Source organism: Winogradskyella sp. PC D3.3 (genome assembly GCF_054366245.1).
In genome coordinates this window covers 2,698,928-2,713,543 of record NZ_CM135962.1, presented here as the reverse complement: position 1 = coordinate 2,713,543, position 14,616 = coordinate 2,698,928, and the positions used below count along the sequence as shown (strand labels likewise).

The following is a 14,616-nucleotide window of genomic DNA, read 5'->3' as shown; positions in this document are numbered from 1 at the left end:
ACACAAACACGTTAGCAAACATTTTGCTGCAAATCAGCAATTTCAAGGCTTTCACAAAGTTCTTTGCTTATTTGCTTCAGAAAACTACGCTGGAATTCAAAACTGAAACTTAAAATATATTACGCTGGAATTTCTTACTCTTTCGGAACTTTACGCACGAAATTTGGCTTGCCCAACTTTTGTTTATTAATTCGAAAATATTGCAATCCTCAACTTTTGGCTGATAAGCGGAATGGTAAAACGTACGGCCGAACTGTTCGCAGTTTAAAAATTTGAAATTAGTGGTTTAAATCAATCGTTTCTGATGTCACGAAAATTTGGATGAAAAACAAACCTGGTTCTCGTAGCGGAGCATAACGGAATAATAATTCGGAGATTTTATTTGATAATAAGTCAAATATTAAAATGACGAATGAATAACAAAAGATCCCGTAAATGTACAAAGGAGTAGTTCGCAAAATAAAAAAAAACGTTAGCTAACAATGCATATAATTCATAGCTGCTTCTAGCCTACTGTCGAAAAACCTCGCGGTTTTTCTATCTGTGATTTATTTGCTAACTTTAGTGCTTAAACCACGCAACTAATCATACACAATCACGTTGTAACACATTTGAAAACTGAACTTTCCTGAAATAGGTTGACTAAAAATTAATCATTTAATTATAGTCACTTATGAAAACACAAAATGAACACTGGCGAAAAAAAAGCTATCAAAAAGTAACCTTAGAAACAAAACTTCTTGTCGTTGACCAAATCTTAAACGGTCAGATATCTACAAACTTTGCCTCTAAAAAGTATGATATTCCTAGAACCACAATTACCTATTGGTTGAGAAAATACAGTACCTTAGTACAACAAAACAATGGTATGAGTAAAGACAAGGAAATTAAAAAACTTAAGGAAAAGATTGAAGAACTAGAGTTTCAAAAAGACTTCCAACAGGATATTATAGCTGATATGGAACTTATTACAGGCGTCGATATGTCAAAAAAGTCGTTGCCCAAAACATTAGCAAAAGAGATAGAACTAAAAAAGAAAAACCGTTTAAAAGAATGTGGTTCTATGGATGTTTTGGGATATCTAAACAAGCCTTCTACAAAAGACTCAAAACACAACAAAAACAACAAATAGATCATCAAAAAATGATTGAAATGGTCAAAGACTACCGTAAAAAAGTAGGCTCGAAAACGGGTGGAATTAAACTACACAAAGAACTAAAGCAAGACTTTGTAAACGCTGATATTAAGATTGGTAGAGACAAGTTCTATCGCTTCCTAAGACTAAATAACCTTTTGATTCCTAAAACTAAAAATTACATCACTACAACAAACTCAAACCATATGTACAAAAAATATAAGAACCTGGTTAAAGACCACGTTCCTACTCGACCAGAACAACTTTGGGTAAGTGATATCACTTACATTAAAACACAATATGGACATAATTACTTAGCCATTGTTACAGATGCCTATTCCAAGCAGATTATGGGCTATAAACTCGATAACCATATGAGAACATCACTTTGCACCGATGCACTCGCTATGGCCATTAAAAACAGAAAATACCCTGATCAAAAGCTTATTCATCATTCTGACAGAGGTTTTCAATACTGTAATCCTAAGTATACAGCTTTTGCTGAAGACAACAATATCATAATGAGTATGACAGAACAATACGACCCATATGAAAACGCTGTGGCAGAACGAATTAATAGAACGTTGAAATACGAATATGGATTAAAACAAACTATTAAAAACACAGAACTAGCTCAAAAAATGACTGAGCAAGCAGTCTACATTTATAACAATTTAAGAACGCATTTTAGCTTGGATTTAAGAAAACCTGCAGAAGTACATTTAAATCCTAATATCAAATACAAGTCATATAGAAAAAATAAAGTAAATTTACCTGAACTAACGATTTAAGAACAGACATAGTTCAAACTATTTTTTTGCCTTCTAAACGGCTGAAAAAAATCTTTTGAACGTCTAAATAGTAACCAAAAAGAGTCAACCTATTTCAGTATAATACATAACTATGAACATTACTCACGAACGAAACAATAAACTCAATAGTTTTATTAGCTTTAGGAATAGCATTTTATATACAAAACGGACTATACTCTAAAATGAAAATCTTATTAGAATCAATAGATGTTGATAAATTGAAAAAATCTAACGACTTTATAAGAGAATCACATAACGCTGAATTAAATTTAAGAGCGCAAAAAATGTTCAAAGAACTCGAAAAGAAAAACACAGAACTACTGTCCGATAAAACTGCTGAAATTTACAAACAGTATAACGAATTACTAGCACATTTGTTTATCTTTTTAAAAGATATGAATTACGTAGATAGAGAACCTTATTTAAAACTTTATCCAGAAAACGAACAATCATTGAGGGATTTACTTTCTCAATATGACCGAGGCGAGCTTCCTTCTCAGAATCAGAAAGAGAATTAAAATAATTTCTACCTGAAACATAATCGGAATCTGACCAAAAGCCTAATAAGTACAATTTTCCAAATTCTCTATCGTAAGCGTTATTAATATCAATTTTAACCATAACAAAAACTAATTACAATAATTTAAATGAAACGAAAGAAAGCAATACAAATTTTGGAAAACCAAAAACAAAAGGTTTTAAATAAAAACATTCAGAATGATAAGCAATTAGTTATTCAAACTTGTTCTTTTGTTATTGACTTTTTTGGTAAATACTCACCTGAGTTTCATTATATTAATAAATTTAAATTCGATATTGATTTTCACACAAAAGTTCCTAAAGAAAATAAACCAAGTATTTTAAAAAATAGAGAAAATGAATTTGTTAATTTTTTAGATAATTGTAAACAAACATTAAAAGAAAAAGGTGTTTACAAACCTAAAGACCGAAATTGGTTCTCTCACAAAACAAATGATTTTATTTTAAAATCTATAATCGGGATATTCATTGCAGGAATACCTGTTGGATATTGGATTAGAGAAGTTGAATTATTTTCCTTGTTATTTAAAAAAGAAAAAACGGGATCAACGCTTACCAGTCAAACGGAACCTCTCCCACTTCTGACCTCTGACATACCCCAAACACCAACTGAAACAATGAACCATAATGATAGCACAAACAATAAGAAACTTACTATTAAAGAACGTATGAAATAAATAATCGACATAAAATAAAAAACTAATTACAACACCGTATAAAATTAATTGCTATGTAATCGCTTATTTTGAATCTTAATTTAAAAACCAATATAAGTTCATATTTGTTAAGTTGCGTTTATAACCATCGCAACTAACCTTATACAATCACGTTGGCAACAAGCTATGAAATTCGTCAATTAAAGAAATATAGAGTATTAAATTGATATTTTTGTATCTTTGATAAAAAGCTAATAAAATGGATTTACAAACAAGAAAACTAGAACTTATTCAAGAGTTTTTAAAGATTCAAAGTGAAGATGTAATTTCGCGACTTGAAAAAATCCTTAGAAAAGAAAACAAAATTTCAGATAATGGAGAGTTTAAACCAATGTCTATGGAGGAATTTAATTCTCGAATTGACAAATCTATGGAAGATTCACTAAATGGTCGACTAATAGAATCCAGCGAATTAAAAGCCAGTATCGATAAATGGAATTAAAATTATTTTGGACTAATTTTTCTCAAAAAGAACTAGAAAAAATTTATCAATATTATCGAGAAAAAGCCGGAAATCGAATAGCAAAAAAAATCGTTAACGGAATTTATAATGAGACTTTAAAACTTAAAAGGCAACCAGAAATTGGACAAGCTGAAGAACTTCTTAAGAATAGAAAACAAGAATTCAGATATTTAGTCTATAAAAATTATAAAGTCATTTATTGGATTAACAATACAGAAAACAGAATTGAAATAAATGATGTTTTTGATACTCGCCAAAACCCAATAAAAATAGAACGGAAAAAATAAAAGCCAGTTGCCAACACCGTATATAATTTATTGCTGGTTCTAGCCTGCTTACGAAAACCCTCGCGGATTTTCTATTCGGTTTTTATTTGCTAACTTACATTCTTAACCACGCAACAAACCATATAAAAACACGTTGTATGCAATGCGAGCGACGAACTCTGAAAAAGACAATTTGAACATTAAAATAGAAAAACTATGAAAAAATTAATTATTACTGCAAGCCTTATTTTAGCTTTTGGGCTGAATTGTTATTCTCAAAACGAAATTAAATCTGAAAATGAATTGACTTACTCTTGTGATGAAACTGTAAAACTAAATAAAGAAAAAGAAACAATAACTCTTGTCGGAAATGCGAATCTGAAAACAAGTGTGTTTGAATTTTTAAACGCTGATGAAATTGTTATTAATAAAAGCACTCAAGAAATATTTGTATTTGGACAATTTAAAGTTAACCTAAATGGTGGAACAATAAGTCGAGAACCTGAATTGAAAAAAAATTGGTTAAGATATAAAATTGGAGAAAATATAGCTTATATGGAATAAAGCACTGCATACAACAATGTATATAATTTATAGCTGCTTCTTGCCTACTGTCGAAAAACCTCGCGGTTTTTCTATTTCGGTTTTTATTTGCTAACTTACTCGCTTATAACACGCAACAAATCATATACGAGACCGTTAGCATACATTAACCACGAAACCCAAACTGAACAATAAAACAAAGAATTTTACTGATTTTTATGATTGGTTTTTTAACCAAAATTTACTCACAAGACAAAAAAATTAATTTTCATTTATCTACAGGACCAACATTATCTGTTCCGAAAACAAGTGAACTAACAAATACTAATGTTGATGGAAGTCCTGAAATTAAATCTTCAATAAACATAGGCGCATTTATTTTACCAAGTGTAAATTATTCAATTAATGAGAAATCATCTCTTGACTTTGGAATTGGATTTTTTCTGGACAGATTTTCTATCGAAGATAAAATAGGAGCAGTTACGAATAAAGGAAATCGAAGTATTAGTCAAATTCAGACACCAATAAATTTTAACTTTCATTTTAGCCAAGATAAATCTTATCAATTTGGAATTGGAGGATTTGCTAGCTTTTTGATATCTGCAAAAGAAAAAGGAGACACGACAACAAATCTATCTCAAATTGATATAATTGACCCAAGCGACCCAAATTTTAGTAATCCTAAGATCAGTTACGATAATGATATTAAAGATAATTATAATTCAGTAAGTTTTGGTGCGTTCATTCAATTAAAGAAAAATATATCCTTTTCATCAGATAAAAAAGGTTTTATTCTTTTGAGAATTAACCAATATTTTAATTCAATAAAGAATAATGATTCTGATTCTGATTTGAGCCAATACATTGAATTTAAAAATGAAAAAGAACCTACAACAGTGAATTTGGGAATTGGAATAATTATATAAATAACGTATGCTAACAAAGAACTGAGTTAAAAAACAAGCAATTTTAAGCTAATTTAGAAACAAAGTTTTCATCATAAGGCAAACCACTTTTTGCAATGGCAAAAGCTTGTTTTAATAACTTATTGGCAACAGCTATTAAGGCTTGTTTTTTGCGCTTCCCTTTGGCTACTATTCGTTCATAGATTTCTCTACATGCCTTATTATGCTTACTGGCCGAAAAAGCACATAAAAACAACATGTTTCTTAACTTCTTATTCCCTACTTTGCTTATCCTACTGCGTCCTCTAACACTACTTCCAGATTCCCTTATTGTTGGTGTAATGCCTACATAACTGCAAAGCTGTGATGCGCTTTCAAACTTCTTAAAACCATCTGTTACAACTATTAAAAACAAAGCAGTTTTTATGCCTATTCCTGGAATGCTATTTAATAAGGTTAATTGGTGTTGCTGATCTTGTTTTACTAGTTCCAACAACCTTAATTCTATGCCTTTAATCTCGTTGTCTAAATGCTTTAAATCTCGTTTTAAAGACTGATAAACATATTTCGATGGAATACCTAAGACTTCCTCGCCATGTTTCTTATTCTTGGTCTGGGTGCGTTTCTTTAAATAATTATCCAACAATCTAAAGAGTTGTAGACATTCTGCTTGAATAGCTGTCAAGGCACTGTACATTGGCAAATTGTTCATCGTTCCATACTCACAAATCGCTTTTGCATCACTCTTATCTGTTTTTACTTTAGCCAATTTCATCTGTATAAAGCGTTTAACTGACAATGGGTTTACTACTGATACTGCTACTTCGTTTTTATCTAAAAACTGAGCTAACCTGTAATGATAATAGCCTGTAGCTTCCATAACTACCAAAGCTGCTTTAGGTAGCTTTTTTAATAGTGTTTTAAAGCCTTTTTCATCATTATTTAATTGAATATGACCTATAGACTCGCAATACACATCAAAAACATTTTTACTAATGTCAATACCATAAATTTCTTTATCTTTATTCATAAAAAATGAGTTTTAGAAAGGACATTCTACTTTACTTTCAACAACTTAAAAACGAGATCTTGGTCTCACAGAACTGAACGAAATTTAGGTAGAAAAAGAGAGAGGATTATCAATGTTGTCGAAGTCTTGGCTTCACCGTGTATACTAACCTTAATTCTCTCTTTTGTTCTTTCTGATTTATTAATCTAATTTAATAATTTGTAAACTTAAGACGTATATAAAACATAGCTATTATGGGCTTTCCGAGAGGTTCGTGTATATTTGCAAAGAACGCCAAATTTTTTAATTTGGCTTTTTGTGTAATTAAGAAAAAAAGAAAATTAAAAAATTCGGCTCGTGCATAATCCGAAAGTTTAGCGTCTATTTATACGCTACGTTTCATATACAAGACCGTTATGTGCAAGCTAAAAAAAATCGTACTTGAAACAATCAGATGATAATAAAATATTAATTAAGGAGCATAAAAATGCCTGGAAGAATGGAATTCTGAATTTCAATACAAAAAAAATTGAATGGGATTCGTTTTTGACTTGGACAAATAAAATGCTGAATCCGAAAATTAAAGCGGAATTTAATCACAGCGGATTTAGTCAAAAAATCGGAAAAGCTCGAATGACATTTTTTCGTAATAAAAGCCAACTGTATTTCTTATCCGAAAATAAACTGATTGAAATAAATAATGAGACAGAATCTGAATTGAAACTAGTCGGAACTGAATTATTTTTTTCTCTAAAACAAAACGGAATCGTTCTATACGTACAAAAACACAAACAAATAAAATCAATAATTCCAATTGAAAATGACCCAACACCTTTTGTTGATGAAGAGGACTTTGATTTACGAATTTTAATTAATAGAGTTATATCTGAAAAAGAACGTTGGAATATAATATTTGCGGAATAAGCCAGCACATAACATCGTGTATATTTAATTGCTAGTTTCTAGCTTGCTTGGAAATTCCTTCGGAATTTCCTCTGGTTCGTTTTCTATTTACTAATTTAGTTGCTTAACCACGCAACTAATCATACACAAACACGTTGGCAATAATTTGAAATGAGAAACTCCGAATTCAATAACTTAACGCAACAAATCAAAATTTTAGATTTGTTGTATGAACACAAAAAAGCATAAACGATTATCTCTTAAAGAACGTGTCATTATTCAGACGCTTTTGGAAGAGAATAAATCCAAATCTTTCATTGCCAAAAAGCTCAATCGATCTCGCTCTACCATAACCAGAGAAGTAAATAAATGGGTATCTAATCCTAACGATAAATACGATGCTTCTCTTGCCGATTGGTGTGCTAAAGAAGACTATCTGAATAAACGGAATTTAGACAAGATTGAAACACATTCTTTACTGCGTTTTTATGTCTATAAAAGACTTTTGAAAAACTGGTCGCCTGAACAGATTTCGGGGCGAATTAAAATCGATTATCCTAATGATCCTGTGATGACAATATCCCATGAGGCAATCTATATGCACATCTATTCGCATCCACAAGCTCGTCTTAACAAAAAACTAATAAAGCTACTTCCCTATCAAAAATCAAGACGTAGAAAACCCAAAGCAAGACGTAAGAAAGGGTCTAAAATCAAAGACCAAATAAATATATCTCAAAGACCTGAACATATTGAAAACAGAAAGGAAATCGGACATTGGGAAGGAGACCTGGTCATAGGAAAAGCACAGAAGTCTGCCATCGGAACTATTGTGGAACGTAAGTCCAGATACACCTTAATTATTGGTCTTAAAAACAGAACTACCAAATCAGTTACTAGAGCTTTTGCTAAAGAACTTAAGCGTTTTGATAACAAGCTTACAAAAACTATGACTTATGATAATGGAACGGAAATGGCTGACCATAAATGGTTGGCTAAGAACACACAAATGGACATTTATTTTGCGAATCCTTATGCGTCTTGGGAACGTGGAACTAACGAAAATACTAATGGGCTTATTAGACGATATCTACCTAAAAAAACAGACTTTAGATCTGTAGATAATAGGCAACTAAAAAGTATACAAAGTAAACTCAATAACAGACCTAGAAAAGTATTAGGTTATAAAACACCTCTTGAAGTCTTAGAACTAAACTCTGTCTAATTTTTTCTTTCCAAAAAGCCTTCAAAAAAGGCTAGGTTTTTTGGAAAGAAAAAATTAAATTGTACCATAACTAATTAGCAACTTTTGTTGCGTTAAGGCCTTGAATGCACCTAATTAACAAATTAATACCATCCAGCTTTTGGAATTTAAAAAAAATGATAAATTTGTATAAAGAGTTTGAATATAAAGCTACAGAAAAAATAATTATTAACCGTTCAAAAAATGTTTGAACATAAAAATTTAACAAAATGAAAAAAATGAAATTTTATTTACTTTTACCGCTTATAATGTTTGCAATATCCTGTGAGCAAGAAAATGTTTCAGATTTACCTGAAAATGGTTTGAATTTAGAACTTGATTTAAGCAATGTTGATTTCAAAATGACAAATCAATTTGATTTAAACAAAGTATCACTAGATGATGTAATTGAATTAACTATTAAAGAATTATACTCAAAAGATTATGATGAAAATATTATGATGAAAAACCAAAACTCAACTGATGAGTTTATTGACGGTTTTGATATTAACATAAAAGATGATTTAATTACAATTAGCCCGATTACAGACCCAGTTGTCAATGGCGCTTGTGGTAGTGGTAGTGGCTGGAAAAAATTTGGGACTTGCTATTCTGAATCCTGTGTAAAAAGTAAAATGGAAGCGGCATCGAAAGAATTATCAGATAAGTTAGGGTCTGGTCAATGTATGGATTTAAGGGTTAAAAGAAATTCGCTTAATGCAGTAGTTTGTGGAAGAGTTATAGATTGCTAAAATATTATAACTGCTACCAACACGGTATATAAAAAATAGCAGTTAAGAGCTAAACCAAAGGTTTGTTCTTTTCTGCTATTTTTGTTTATAATCTGAAAATTAACTACGTTTTAACCTGCTACTTCTCATATACGGAGACGTTAGGCAACATTAATGAAAAACAGTTTTCACATATTAAGTTTAGTATTATTAATGAGTTTATTTTCTTGTAAAAAAGATATTAAACCGAAAAAAATTGAACCTAATATTGAAACAAAAACGAATATTGTAGAAATAAATAAAAATAAAATTTCTACTATCGAAAGAGATTCTACTTTGCAACTTCAAAAGGTAGATTTAATTTATACATTTTCTGACAAAAAAATTGACACTTTAATAGGATTTTGTAATTGCGAAAAGAACGTTAAAAACAATACCTTAAAAATTCAAATCAGAACTGAATTTCCTTCTTTGAGTGAACTTGAAAAAGGAAACAAAAGTGCAACCGAATTTCAAATGGGAATTGATAGACAATACAGATTTTTGACTTTTTATTTGAAAGATTCTATTGTGGAGAAAATAAAGGTTTTTAAAGCATCTACAGAATCACAATTTGAAAACAACAAAACAGATTCAACTTCAATTAAACATTATGAAATTAAAATCAACAGATTTGATTATAAAATTGCTCAAAATGTTTGGGGAAATTACGAATTAGAGTTGCCTAGTCCTTTTGGTTTTATTGAAAATGATTTTAAAGTAAAAGGAACATTCCATTGTAATAATTGGAAAATTGTAGAATATGAAGAGTTGTCAGATTGGACTATAAAAGGAAATAATTATATTGAATAAAAAACGTTGCCTAACACCGTATAAAATTAATTGCTGGTTTTAGCCAATTTACGAAAGTCCTCGCGGACTTTCTATCTGCGATTTATTTGCTAACTTTAGTGCTTAAAACCCGCAACTATTCTTATACTAGACCGTTATGCAACAGTTAAAATCACCCTCAAAAATTGAATATTTAGATTAAATTTGTAAATTTGATATTATGGATTTAAGTTTAGAAAATAAAAAAATAGAATTAATTCAATGGTTATCGACTTTGAATGATACTTCTCTGATTGACAAACTAATGAAATTAAGAGAGAAAGAGAAAAACGATTGGTGGAATGAAATTTCTGCAAGCGAAAGAGAGTCTATTGAAAAAGGAATTAAAGATGCTGACAACGGAAAATTGACTTCTCACTCAAACGTGAAAGGAATTTATGAAAAGTGGCTATAAAATTCTGTGGACTGACCACGCAATATCTGAACTAAAAGAGACTATTGAATATCTTGAGAACAAATGGACTGAAAGAGAATTAAGAAGATTCTCTGCAAAATTAGACCATACAATAGAGCTGATTTCAAAATCACCAGAAATTTTCCCAGTATCATTGGAGAAAAAAAATATCCGAAAAGCTGTAGTCGAAAAACACAATAATCTTTATTACCGAATTAATAAAAATTCCATTGAGATTGTTTCTTTGTTTGCTAACAGAAAGAATCCGAATAAGAAAAAGCTATAAAAACCGTTGCATAACACCGTATATAATTTATTGCTAGTTCTAGCCTACTTACGAAAATCCTCGCGGATTTTCTATTCCGTTTTTATTTGTTAACTTAGTTGCTGAATCACGCAACAAACCATATACAAACACGTTGTACCCAATTAGATAAATGAACTTTCCTGAAATAGGTTGACTAAAAATTAATCATTTAATTATAGTCACTTATGAAAACACAAAATGAACACTGGCGAAAAAAAGCTATCAAAAAGTAACCTTAGAAACAAAACTTCTTGTCGTTGACCAAATCTTAAACGGTCAGATATCTACAAACTTTGCCTCTAAAAAGTATGATATTCCTAGAACCACAATTACCTATTGGTTGAGAAAATACAGTACCTTAGTACAACAAAACAATGGTATGAGTAAAGACAAGGAAATTAAAAAACTTAAGGAAAAGATTGAAGAACTAGAGTTTCAAAAAGACTTCCAACAGGATATTATAGCTGATATGGAACTTATTACAGGCGTCGATATGTCAAAAAAGTCGTTGCCCAAAACATTAGCAAAAGAGATAGAACTAAAAAAGAAAAACCGTTTAAAAGAATGTGGTTCTATGGATGTTTTGGGATATCTAAACAAGCCTTCTACAAAAGACTCAAAACACAACAAAAACAACAAATAGATCATCAAAAAATGATTGAAATGGTCAAAGACTACCGTAAAAAAGTAGGCTCGAAAACGGGTGGAATTAAACTACACAAAGAACTAAAGCAAGACTTTGTAAACGCTGATATTAAGATTGGTAGAGACAAGTTCTATCGCTTCCTAAGACTAAATAACCTTTTGATTCCTAAAACTAAAAATTACATCACTACAACAAACTCAAACCATATGTACAAAAAATATAAGAACCTGGTTAAAGACCACGTTCCTACTCGACCAAAACAACTTTGGGTAAGTGATATCACTTACATTAAAACACAATATGGACATAATTACTTAGCCATTGTTACAGATGCCTATTCCAAGCAGATTATGGGCTATAAACTCGATAACCATATGAGAACATCACTTTGCACCGATGCACTCGCTATGGCCATTAAAAACAGAAAATACCCTGATCAAAAGCTTATTCATCATTCTGACAGAGGTTTTCAATACTGTAATCCTAAGTATACAGCTTTTGCTGAAGACAACAATATCATAATGAGTATGACAGAACAATACGACCCATATGAAAACGCTGTGGCAGAACGAATTAATAGAACGTTGAAATACGAATATGGATTAAAACAAACTATTAAAAACACAGAACTAGCTCAAAAAATGACTGAGCAAGCAGTCTACATTTATAACAATTTAAGAACGCATTTTAGCTTGGATTTAAGAAAACCTGCAGAAGTACATTTAAATCCTAATATCAAATACAAGTCATATAGAAAAAATAAAGTAAATTTACCTGAACTAACGATTTAAGAACAGACATAGTTCAAACTATTTTTTTGCCTTCTAAACGGCTGAAAAAAATCTTTTGAACGTCTAAATAGTAACCAAAAAGAGTCAACCTATTTCAGTATAATACATTATACCAAAAGACTATGAAGTTATGGTTTCTGACGAATTTCCTCACGGCTATGTGATATTAGATATTATAACAAATTAATCACATAATGAGAACAAACCAATTTTTAAAAATAAGCTTAATGGTAATTTTGCCACTAAGTTTGTTTTCTTGTCAATTAACTTTAAAGACTTTTTTAGGAATTAAGGACTTTAAACAGCACGTAAGTGAAGAAAATAGGTTAGAATACTATAATGGTTTTATAGAAAATAATGATTATAATTTGAAGATTTATACTTTTAAAGAGCAGGACTCTTTGTTTAGTTTTTTAATAAAACAAAATAACTTTCCTTTAATTGTAGTAAATAATTTAGAGTCGAAGGAGAAATATAGACTATCATGTTATGAAGATGTGAGCTATGATGTAGAACTATTAAATAAAAATGAACTAATTGTAAATCAGGATAGTATTCAAGATATATATGGATTAATAAATAAAACGATTAAACAGAATTTAAAAATCAGCTACAATAATGAAAAAACTGTTCAAAACCCTAAATGGGATATTTATATAGTATCAGGCACTTTCTTAGGAAAAAAATTACAAAAAAAAACTCTTGAAATTAGTAAACTTAACAATATTAATACGATAAATATAATTGATATGAGTATGGAAAAAAATGAAGAATAAAAACGGCTACCAACACTATGTATCTTCAATGGCGAAGTTTGGGAGTTGCAACCAAAAGTCTGGGATTTATTTTCTAACTTTACGACTGAAAAACGAAGTGCATCGCTTCTTTGATCGCCACTGAAAGATACACAAAACGTTGTAAAACATTTTGACAAACCAATGAACAAAGTACTAACCTTAATACTAATTACACTTTTTTTCGCTTCGTGCAAAGAAGAAAAACAAGTTGAATCAGAAAATTTACAAGAGAATATAGTAGTCAAAAGAGATTCCATATCTATTTCTTTGGAAATGCCAGCAAAAACATCAATTGGAATAAATGTTTGGCTTAAACCTTATGATGAGTTTTATTTAGAATTCAAAAATAAAAGTGACAAAGACACAATCATCACGAAAGAACTTCCATTGTTATATGATTACTATCAAATGAATTTTGGCACTTTTGAATATGACGAAAACAAGAATTTTCAAAGGATAAATAGACATTTCGTTGCAAGCCAAGAAATGACCGATTTACAACTCAAATTTGATACTAAGCTAATTGAATTTAAAAAGAAAACTTCTCAACATATTCTCACAGATAGCATTTATAAGAGTTACAAAGATTTAAGAGGCAAACATTTTAAGAATAAAACAATGGAGAGCAAGGACTATATAAAAGAATTGGATAGTTTAAGCGATTATTTTAAAAGGCTTACAAACAATCAAAGACCAAACTCTCAAATAAATGAAATGCTTTATTTAGATGAAATTCAAAAAGCAAATCCAAAAGACAAACGAGTTGAAGCATTTCTAAAAAACAGTAATTCAATAATGACAGGTGGAGCTCAATTAGGTCTTTTATTCAATTACTTCAAAAATAATGCTGAATTATTGGATTACGAGAATTTAAATACTAAAAACAACTCAGAAACCTATATTGAACTTCTCGCAATTGGTGCATATCGTTTTTTGAAATTTGAGGACAATAAAGGAGATGCAAAATTTAACAAAGCTGTAGATTGGTTAAAAACTACTGACTTTTACAAAAGAGATTCAACACATATCAAAAAACAAATAACACCTTTGAACAATAAAAAATTCAAAGAATATTTAAGTAAAATAAAACTGATTGACAAAAACAATAAGGAAATTAAAATTTCAGAAATACTTTCTAAAAGTAGTTCTAAATATTACTTGATTGACTTTTGGGCTACGTGGTGTGCGCCTTGTATTCAAGGAGTAAAGACAATGAATAAAATGTCAATCCCAAAAAATATTAAAGTTTTGAGTTTTAGTGTTGACAAAGAAAAAGATAAAGAAAAATGGAAGTTAAAAACCGTAGAATTGGAACAAGAATTAAGTTTTTGGTTTGATGAAAAAATGGAAAATAACAAAGGATTTACCAAGTTTATAGAAATGCAGTCGATTCCTCGTTATGTGTTAATTGATAAAAATATGAATTTGATTGACCAAGCATTTTATCATCCTCACGAACCACAGTTTTTATCAAAATTAAGAGATATCAAAAATCATAAATATTGGTAGGAATTAAAAAACGTT

At 30.0% G+C, this 14,616-nt stretch carries 19 protein-coding genes; 18 read left to right on the top strand and 1 reads right to left on the bottom strand.

Features of this window, described 5'->3' with window-relative positions:
• Positions 1–673: 673 nt before the first annotated feature.
• The 8 genes from ACXGSQ_RS11915 to ACXGSQ_RS11880 all read left to right on the top strand — a co-directional run bounded on the left by ACXGSQ_RS11915 (position 674) and on the right by ACXGSQ_RS11880 (position 5,401).
• Positions 674–1,132, top strand: coding sequence for a helix-turn-helix domain-containing protein (locus ACXGSQ_RS11915; RefSeq protein ID WP_458626396.1), 459 nt, complete (start codon positions 674–676; stop codon positions 1,130–1,132).
• On the top strand, positions 1,054–1,926 hold the full coding sequence (locus ACXGSQ_RS11910) for an IS3 family transposase (RefSeq protein ID WP_458626395.1): 873 nt from the start codon (positions 1,054–1,056) through the stop codon (positions 1,924–1,926). Before ACXGSQ_RS11915 ends, ACXGSQ_RS11910 begins: the two co-directional genes overlap by 79 nt.
• A 203-nt stretch (positions 1,927–2,129) precedes the next feature.
• Positions 2,130–2,465 (top strand): hypothetical protein, encoded by a 336-nt coding sequence (locus ACXGSQ_RS11905; protein WP_458626394.1) that lies wholly within the window; start codon positions 2,130–2,132, stop codon positions 2,463–2,465.
• Positions 2,466–2,594: 129 nt separating this feature from the next.
• Positions 2,595–3,164, top strand: coding sequence for a hypothetical protein (locus ACXGSQ_RS11900; RefSeq protein WP_458626393.1), 570 nt, complete (start codon positions 2,595–2,597; stop codon positions 3,162–3,164).
• A gap of 238 nt (positions 3,165–3,402) precedes the next feature.
• Complete coding sequence (locus ACXGSQ_RS11895; RefSeq protein ID WP_166388054.1) at positions 3,403–3,645, top strand: hypothetical protein; 243 nt, start codon at positions 3,403–3,405, stop codon at positions 3,643–3,645.
• Positions 3,636–3,953, top strand: coding sequence for a type II toxin-antitoxin system RelE/ParE family toxin (locus tag ACXGSQ_RS11890; RefSeq protein WP_166388055.1), 318 nt, complete (start codon positions 3,636–3,638; stop codon positions 3,951–3,953). The genes ACXGSQ_RS11895 and ACXGSQ_RS11890 overlap by 10 nt, the downstream gene beginning before the upstream one ends.
• A gap of 195 nt (positions 3,954–4,148) precedes the next feature.
• Complete coding sequence (locus ACXGSQ_RS11885) at positions 4,149–4,496, top strand: hypothetical protein (RefSeq protein ID WP_458626392.1); 348 nt, start codon at positions 4,149–4,151, stop codon at positions 4,494–4,496.
• Between the two features lie 197 nt (positions 4,497–4,693).
• Positions 4,694–5,401: an outer membrane beta-barrel protein gene (locus tag ACXGSQ_RS11880; protein ID WP_458626391.1), complete on the top strand. Its 708-nt coding sequence runs from the start codon at positions 4,694–4,696 to the stop codon at positions 5,399–5,401.
• Positions 5,402–5,444: 43 nt separating this feature from the next.
• Here the strand turns inward: ACXGSQ_RS11880 and ACXGSQ_RS11875 are convergent, their stop codons facing one another.
• The gene (locus tag ACXGSQ_RS11875) at positions 5,445–6,410 is read right to left on the bottom strand and encodes an IS110 family RNA-guided transposase (RefSeq protein ID WP_458626370.1); all 966 of its coding nucleotides are present in this window, start codon (positions 6,408–6,410) and stop codon (positions 5,445–5,447) included.
• Between the two features lie 420 nt (positions 6,411–6,830).
• Between ACXGSQ_RS11875 and ACXGSQ_RS11870 the strand changes: the two genes are divergently transcribed.
• The 10 genes from ACXGSQ_RS11870 to ACXGSQ_RS11825 all read left to right on the top strand — a co-directional run bounded on the left by ACXGSQ_RS11870 (position 6,831) and on the right by ACXGSQ_RS11825 (position 14,601).
• On the top strand, positions 6,831–7,313 hold the full coding sequence (locus ACXGSQ_RS11870) for a hypothetical protein (protein ID WP_458626390.1): 483 nt from the start codon (positions 6,831–6,833) through the stop codon (positions 7,311–7,313).
• Between the two features lie 208 nt (positions 7,314–7,521).
• Positions 7,522–8,517, top strand: a complete 996-nt coding sequence (locus ACXGSQ_RS11865; RefSeq protein WP_458626389.1) for an IS30 family transposase — start codon at positions 7,522–7,524, stop codon at positions 8,515–8,517.
• Between the two features lie 248 nt (positions 8,518–8,765).
• Positions 8,766–9,287, top strand: a complete 522-nt coding sequence (locus ACXGSQ_RS11860) for a hypothetical protein (RefSeq protein ID WP_458626388.1) — start codon at positions 8,766–8,768, stop codon at positions 9,285–9,287.
• Between the two features lie 153 nt (positions 9,288–9,440).
• Positions 9,441–10,118, top strand: a complete 678-nt coding sequence (locus tag ACXGSQ_RS11855; RefSeq protein WP_458626387.1) for a hypothetical protein — start codon at positions 9,441–9,443, stop codon at positions 10,116–10,118.
• Between the two features lie 199 nt (positions 10,119–10,317).
• Entirely contained in the window at positions 10,318–10,551 is a 234-nt protein-coding gene (locus tag ACXGSQ_RS11850) for a hypothetical protein (RefSeq protein ID WP_458626386.1), read from the top strand.
• Positions 10,535–10,837 (top strand): type II toxin-antitoxin system RelE/ParE family toxin, encoded by a 303-nt coding sequence (locus tag ACXGSQ_RS11845; protein ID WP_458626385.1) that lies wholly within the window; start codon positions 10,535–10,537, stop codon positions 10,835–10,837. The genes ACXGSQ_RS11850 and ACXGSQ_RS11845 overlap by 17 nt, the downstream gene beginning before the upstream one ends.
• 400 nt (positions 10,838–11,237) lie before the next feature.
• Positions 11,238–11,501: a hypothetical protein gene (locus tag ACXGSQ_RS11840; RefSeq protein ID WP_458626384.1), complete on the top strand. Its 264-nt coding sequence runs from the start codon at positions 11,238–11,240 to the stop codon at positions 11,499–11,501.
• Complete coding sequence (locus ACXGSQ_RS11835; protein WP_458626383.1) at positions 11,423–12,295, top strand: IS3 family transposase; 873 nt, start codon at positions 11,423–11,425, stop codon at positions 12,293–12,295. Before ACXGSQ_RS11840 ends, ACXGSQ_RS11835 begins: the two co-directional genes overlap by 79 nt.
• Positions 12,296–12,489: 194 nt before the next feature.
• Entirely contained in the window at positions 12,490–13,071 is a 582-nt protein-coding gene (locus ACXGSQ_RS11830; RefSeq protein WP_458626382.1) for a hypothetical protein, read from the top strand.
• Positions 13,072–13,233: 162 nt separating this feature from the next.
• The gene (locus ACXGSQ_RS11825) at positions 13,234–14,601 is read left to right on the top strand and encodes a TlpA family protein disulfide reductase (RefSeq protein WP_458626381.1); all 1,368 of its coding nucleotides are present in this window, start codon (positions 13,234–13,236) and stop codon (positions 14,599–14,601) included.
• The last annotated feature ends 15 nt before the right edge of the window (positions 14,602–14,616 follow it).

Excerpts from the sequence above, each read along its gene's own strand:
- ACXGSQ_RS11915 (WP_458626396.1), top strand. The coding sequence starts at position 674 with ATGAAAACACAAAATGAACACTGGCGAAAAAAAAGCTATCAAAAAGTA.
- ACXGSQ_RS11910 (WP_458626395.1), top strand. The coding sequence starts at position 1,054 with ATGTGGTTCTATGGATGTTTTGGGATATCTAAACAAGCCTTCTACAAA.
- ACXGSQ_RS11905 (WP_458626394.1), top strand. The coding sequence starts at position 2,130 with ATGAAAATCTTATTAGAATCAATAGATGTTGATAAATTGAAAAAATCT.
- ACXGSQ_RS11900 (WP_458626393.1), top strand. The coding sequence starts at position 2,595 with ATGAAACGAAAGAAAGCAATACAAATTTTGGAAAACCAAAAACAAAAG.
- ACXGSQ_RS11895 (WP_166388054.1), top strand. The coding sequence starts at position 3,403 with ATGGATTTACAAACAAGAAAACTAGAACTTATTCAAGAGTTTTTAAAG.
- ACXGSQ_RS11890 (WP_166388055.1), top strand. The coding sequence starts at position 3,636 with ATGGAATTAAAATTATTTTGGACTAATTTTTCTCAAAAAGAACTAGAA.
- ACXGSQ_RS11885 (WP_458626392.1), top strand. The coding sequence starts at position 4,149 with ATGAAAAAATTAATTATTACTGCAAGCCTTATTTTAGCTTTTGGGCTG.
- ACXGSQ_RS11880 (WP_458626391.1), top strand. The coding sequence starts at position 4,694 with ATGATTGGTTTTTTAACCAAAATTTACTCACAAGACAAAAAAATTAAT.
- ACXGSQ_RS11875 (WP_458626370.1), bottom strand. The coding sequence starts at position 6,410 with ATGAATAAAGATAAAGAAATTTATGGTATTGACATTAGTAAAAATGTT.
- ACXGSQ_RS11865 (WP_458626389.1), top strand. The coding sequence starts at position 7,522 with ATGAACACAAAAAAGCATAAACGATTATCTCTTAAAGAACGTGTCATT.
- ACXGSQ_RS11860 (WP_458626388.1), top strand. The coding sequence starts at position 8,766 with ATGAAAAAAATGAAATTTTATTTACTTTTACCGCTTATAATGTTTGCA.
- ACXGSQ_RS11855 (WP_458626387.1), top strand. The coding sequence starts at position 9,441 with ATGAAAAACAGTTTTCACATATTAAGTTTAGTATTATTAATGAGTTTA.
- ACXGSQ_RS11850 (WP_458626386.1), top strand. The coding sequence starts at position 10,318 with ATGGATTTAAGTTTAGAAAATAAAAAAATAGAATTAATTCAATGGTTA.
- ACXGSQ_RS11845 (WP_458626385.1), top strand. The coding sequence starts at position 10,535 with ATGAAAAGTGGCTATAAAATTCTGTGGACTGACCACGCAATATCTGAA.
- ACXGSQ_RS11840 (WP_458626384.1), top strand. The coding sequence starts at position 11,238 with ATGAGTAAAGACAAGGAAATTAAAAAACTTAAGGAAAAGATTGAAGAA.
- ACXGSQ_RS11835 (WP_458626383.1), top strand. The coding sequence starts at position 11,423 with ATGTGGTTCTATGGATGTTTTGGGATATCTAAACAAGCCTTCTACAAA.
- ACXGSQ_RS11830 (WP_458626382.1), top strand. The coding sequence starts at position 12,490 with ATGAGAACAAACCAATTTTTAAAAATAAGCTTAATGGTAATTTTGCCA.
- ACXGSQ_RS11825 (WP_458626381.1), top strand. The coding sequence starts at position 13,234 with ATGAACAAAGTACTAACCTTAATACTAATTACACTTTTTTTCGCTTCG.